This window comes from Pseudomonas sp. K5002, assembly GCF_013386655.1.
Lineage (GTDB): Bacteria > Pseudomonadota > Gammaproteobacteria > Pseudomonadales > Pseudomonadaceae > Aquipseudomonas.
The window spans coordinates 1-3,428 of sequence record NZ_JACARK010000758.1 but is presented as its reverse complement, the minus strand read 5'-3'; the positions used below and the strand labels follow the sequence as shown (position 1 = coordinate 3,428).

Genomic DNA, 3,428 nt, shown 5'->3' with positions numbered 1-3,428 from the left:
CTGGTCGCCGCCTTGCTGGCCTACACCTTGGTCAACCGTGTGCGCCAAGGCTTGAAAGAAGAAACGAACACCTCCCCTTCTGCATAAGGATTTTGCGATGCGTGAACAGCAAGAGCACACCTTCAGCACCCATGACGGGGTGGAGCTTTTCTACCGTCATTGGCCCGCCACCGCACCCGCGGGCTTTGCGCCGCGCAAGGCGATCTTGCTGTTCCATCGCGGCCACGAGCATTCCGGTCGTATCGCCCACCTGGTGGACGAGCTGAACCTGCCGGAGTTCGACTTCTTCGCCTGGGACGCCCGTGGCCACGGCCAATCCCCCGGCGCGCGCGGCGACAGCCCGAGCTTCGCCACCAGTGCGCGGGACGTGCAGACTTTCGTTGACCATATCCGCAGCGCCTACAACATCGAGGAAGAACACCTCGCAGTGATCGCCCAAAGCGTCGGCGCGGTGATCGCGGCCACCTGGGTGCACGACTACGCGCCGAAGATTCGCTCGCTGGTACTCGCCTCCCCCGCATTCAAGGTCAAACTCTACGTGCCCTTCGCCCGGCCGGGCCTGGCGTTGATGCGCAAGTTTCGCGGCAACTTTTTCGTCAACAGCTACGTCAAGGCCAAGTTCCTGAGCCATGACCCGGAGCGCGTGGCGTCCTACGACAGTGATCCGCTGATCACCAAAGCCATTTCCGTAAATGTGCTGCTGGGCCTGTACGAAGCGGCCGACCGGGTTGTAGCCGATGCCCAGGCAATTCAGGTACCGACCCAACTGCTGATCTCCGGCTCGGACTTTGTGGTGCACCGCAAACCCCAGCAGCAGTTTTTCGACCGCCTCGGCAGCTTGAAGAAAGAGCTGCACATCCTCCCCGGCTTCTTCCACGACACCCTCGGTGAACGTGACCGCGCCGTGGCCTTGAGCAGCGCCCGGCGCTTTATCCTGCAGAATTTCGAACACCCGCTGGACCGCGCCAACTTGCTGGACGCCGACAAGATCGGCCTGACCTGCGCCGAATCCGAATCCCTCGCCGCGCCGTTGCCACGCAACTCCCTGCGCGACCTGTACTGGCGCATGACCCGCGCCAGCATGGGCCTGGGCAGCAAACTGTCGGATGGCGTGAAGCTCGGTTTCGACACCGGCTTCGACTCCGGCAGCACCCTGGACTACGTGTACCGCAACAAACCCACCGGCAAAGGCGGGCTGGGGCGGATGATCGACACCAATTACCTGAACTCCATCGGCTGGCGCGGTATTCGTCAGCGCAAGTTGAACGTGGAAGAGCTGCTGCGCCTGGCGATGGCCAAACTGCGGGACGAGCAGCGGGAAGTGCGCATCGTCGACATCGCCGCCGGGCATGGTCGGTACATTCTGGAAGCCTTGCAGGGCGTTTCGCCGTTGCCGGAATCGATCCTGCTGCGGGACTACAGCGATATCAACGTGCGCGACGGTGGCGCGCTGATTCGTGAAAAAGGGCTGGGGGATATCGCCCAGTTCGTCAAAGGCGATGCGTTTGACCGGGCGGACCTTGCGGCGCTGGAACCCAAGCCGACGCTGGCGGTGGTGTCCGGGCTATATGAACTGTTCGCGGATAACGCGATGGTCGGTGGCTCGCTCGCCGGCTTGGCCGAAGCCGTGGAGCCCGGTGGTTATCTGGTGTACACCGGCCAACCGTGGCATCCGCAACTGGAACTGATCGCCCGCGCCCTCACCAGCCACCGCCAGGGCCAGGCCTGGGTAATGCGCCGGCGCAGCCAGGCGGAAATGGATCAACTGGTGGCAGCCGCCGGTTTCCGCAAGATCACCCAGCGTGTGGATGAGTGGGGGATTTTCAGCGTGTCCCTGGCACAGCGAGCCTGACCCATGCGTGAACCGGGCCTGTTGAAACCGGCGGTGCTGTGGCTGCTGCTGTTGGCGCCGCTGTTTTTCAGCACCTACGGCTTTGCCACGTGGGTCACCAGCCAGCGCAGCGACGTGGGCACGATGGTGTTCGGCTGGGAAACCCATATCCCGTTCTGGGCCTGGACCATCGTGCCCTACTGGTCGATCGACCTGCTCTACGGTTTCTCCCTGCTACTGCCAAGCACCCGCCATGAACTGAAACAACATGCCTTGCGCCTGCTGACGGCCCAAGTGATTGCCGTCACCTGCTTCCTGATCTGGCCCTTGCGCTTCACCTTTGAAAGGCCGGCGCTGGACGGCGTGTTTGGCTGGCTGTTTGCGGTACTCGCCGGGTTCGACAAGCCGTTCAACCAGGCGCCGTCGTTGCACATCGCGCTGCTGGTGGTGCTGTGGATAATGTATCAGCGGCATAGCCAGGGCCTGTGGCGCTGGCTGGTGCATGGCTGGTTCGCGTTGATCGGCCTTTCGGTGCTGACCACTTATCAACATCACTTTATTGACTTACCCACAGGCGCCCTCGCCGGCTGGCTGTGCGTGTGGCTGTGGCCGCTGGAACATCCGAGCCCGCTGCTGAATGCCCAGCTGACCAGGGACCGCCAGCGTTGGCGGCTGGGGCTGCGCTATGGCTTCGGGTCGCTGGTGTGTTTGATCCTGGCGTTTTTCCTTGGCGGCGGCTGGTTGTGGCTGCTTTGGCCGGCGGTATCCCTTGGCTTGATGAAGGCGAATTACCTGGTACTGGGCGTTTCGGGATTTCAGAAACGCGCCGACGGACGACTCACTCCGGCGGCGCGCTGGTTGTTGGCGCCTTATCTGGTGGCCGCCTGGATCAATTCCCGCCTGTGGACACGTAGACATCCACAGCCCGATCAGGTTGTGGATAACGTTTGGCTGGGGCGAATTCCCACCAGCGGTGAGCTGGGATCATTCAAGGCGGTGGTCGATCTGTGCGCCGAATTGCCGATTAATCCACAGGGTCGCGCCTACTACAGCCTGCCAGTGCTCGACCTGACGGCGCCCACTGCAGCGCAATGCGTGGAAGCCGCCCAAGCGATAGAGCGGCTACGCTCAGCCGGACCCTTGCTGGTGTGCTGCGCCCTCGGTTACTCACGCAGCGCCACCGCCGTGGCTGCATGGCTGCTACATACCGGGCGCGCAGGCAATGTCGACGAGGCGGTGGCTATTATTCGTACAGCACGCCCACGTGTGGTCCTGCATTCCGCTCACCGTGAAGCCCTGGAGGGTTTAGTCCATGCCCGCTGATATGGAATTACAGGTCGTCGCCAGCCTGCTGCGGCGGGGCCGTTCCCTGGATCAGTTATCCACAGGCCTGACCTTGCTCGGCGTACTGTTCGGCCTCGCTCAACTGCTGATGGCCAGCATCACGCCGGTCTGCCTGATCCTCAGCCTGTGGATGATTGTGCTCGGGCTGCTGGAAAAATATTGGGCGCTGCGGGTGGCCTTCGACGCCGACCTGTTCGCCCTGGTCGCCCGCGACACCGACCGCACGCCCGACTTCGACCAGGCCATGCAAACC

The 3,428-nt window shown here is 62.9% G+C and carries 2 protein-coding genes and 2 pseudogenes; all 4 read left to right on the top strand.

Translation table 11 applies throughout. The features are described 5' to 3' along the window. A pseudogene (locus HX846_RS27855) lies at nucleotides 1-87 on the top strand (CDP-alcohol phosphatidyltransferase family protein); the annotation flags it as partial. A gap of 10 nt (nucleotides 88-97) precedes the next feature. Next, nucleotides 98-1,852, top strand: coding sequence for a bifunctional alpha/beta hydrolase/class I SAM-dependent methyltransferase (locus HX846_RS27850; protein WP_178966524.1), 1,755 nt, complete (start codon nucleotides 98-100; stop codon nucleotides 1,850-1,852). Between the two features lie 3 nt (nucleotides 1,853-1,855). Then, complete coding sequence (locus tag HX846_RS27845; RefSeq protein WP_178966523.1) at nucleotides 1,856-3,154, top strand: phosphatase PAP2/dual specificity phosphatase family protein; 1,299 nt, start codon at nucleotides 1,856-1,858, stop codon at nucleotides 3,152-3,154. Beyond that, nucleotides 3,144-3,428 (top strand): annotated as a pseudogene (locus tag HX846_RS27840) (hypothetical protein); the annotation flags it as partial. The gene HX846_RS27845 and the pseudogene HX846_RS27840, both read left to right, overlap by 11 nt.

Excerpts from the sequence above, each read along its gene's own strand:
- HX846_RS27845 (WP_178966523.1), top strand. The coding sequence starts at position 1,856 with ATGCGTGAACCGGGCCTGTTGAAACCGGCGGTGCTGTGGCTGCTGCTG.
- HX846_RS27850 (WP_178966524.1), top strand. The coding sequence starts at position 98 with ATGCGTGAACAGCAAGAGCACACCTTCAGCACCCATGACGGGGTGGAG.